1 protein-coding gene and 1 pseudogene are annotated in these 1,195 nt (G+C 46.1%); both read right to left on the bottom strand.

Annotated features, from left to right (window positions below):
- Positions 1–83: 83 nt before the first annotated feature.
- Positions 84–1,049, bottom strand: coding sequence for a bifunctional biotin--[acetyl-CoA-carboxylase] ligase/biotin operon repressor BirA (gene birA, locus R7Q47_RS25380; protein WP_318090113.1), 966 nt, complete (start codon positions 1,047–1,049; stop codon positions 84–86).
- Positions 1,046–1,195, bottom strand: a pseudogene (locus R7Q47_RS25375) (UDP-N-acetylenolpyruvoylglucosamine reductase); the annotation flags it as partial. The pseudogene R7Q47_RS25375 and the gene birA, both read right to left, overlap by 4 nt.

Raw genomic sequence — 1,195 nt, 5'->3', positions numbered from 1 at the left:
CAACCAGAGAAAGAGCCCATTTGATCCTCCACAAAGGTGCTAACCACCTTGTCGACAAAGTATCGCTAAGAAAGTAAAGGGGCTCAGTCCCCTTTTCTCAACGAAATTTCTCCGCCAATGTAGGTTTCCAAACCATTTTCAGTTTTGAGCACCACCCCACCCTGTTGGTCGATACCTTGTACCCCTCCGTGTATTTCTCTCGGTCCCATAAGAAGCTTAACCGGTCGGCCGATAAAGTTGTCCAAACGATTCCAACGTTCAACAAAACCACCCAGTCCAGTCAGTTCATATTCTTCTAACGCGGCTTTCCAATGATCGATAAGACGTATCGCCAATTGAGTTCTATCGATACTCACTTCATTGGAAATTTGGTTGAGTGTTGTCCAAGGTTGATCAATACCGGGCTGCACATCAGGCATGCCAATATTTAATCCCATTCCAATCACTAAGTGAGCTGCGCCTCCTGCTTGACCAGACATCTCCACTAAAATACCGGCTAGTTTTTTATCTTGATAGTAGATGTCGTTTGGCCACTTAAGCTTAACACCTTGGATACCGATACTTTCCAGTGCTTCGACTGCAGCAATACCCACGACCAAACTCAGTCCCATCGCTGCCGCCATACCCGCATCTAAACGCCAGTACATAGACAAATACAGATTGGTGCCAAATGGCGATATCCATTGACGTCCGCGACGACCGCGCCCCTGCGCCTGATATTCAGCGATACAAACTCGCCCTTTATCGGATTCACTGACTTTCTCTAACAAATATTGATTCGTTGAATCGATCACGGAAATCAGTTCTACCGGAGTGCTAATGGCATTTTTCAGACGAGTTTCATCGAATAATTGAAGAGGATGAGCCAGTTGATAGCCTCGTCCTTGGATACGATAAATATCCACTCCCCAATCATTCAACCCTTTAATGTGCTTTGCAATTGCCGCTCTAGAAATGCCCAGTTGTTGTCCAAGCATTTCACCTGAATGGAAACCGCCATCGCTGAGTGTTTTAAGGATATGTAGCTTCACTGAGTGTTCTTTTCTCATTGCGCCGCCTCAATCTTAGCGAGATTAGTTTCACCTTGACGATTCATAAAGCGCACTTCGTGTTCGAGTTCAATTTGGTACTTCTCCCACACCGCCCTTTTCACCCGAGAAGCAAGTGCAACCACGTCATCAGCACTGCAGTTGTC

The organism is Vibrio sp. Vb0349, assembly GCF_033338975.1.
Note: the sequence above shows the minus strand (reverse complement) of the source record. Positions and strands in the feature narration are given on the sequence as shown.

Coding starts and splice junctions, on each gene's coding strand:
- birA (WP_318090113.1), bottom strand. CDS start 1,049: ATGAGAAAAGAACACTCAGTGAAGCTACATATCCTTAAAACACTCAGC.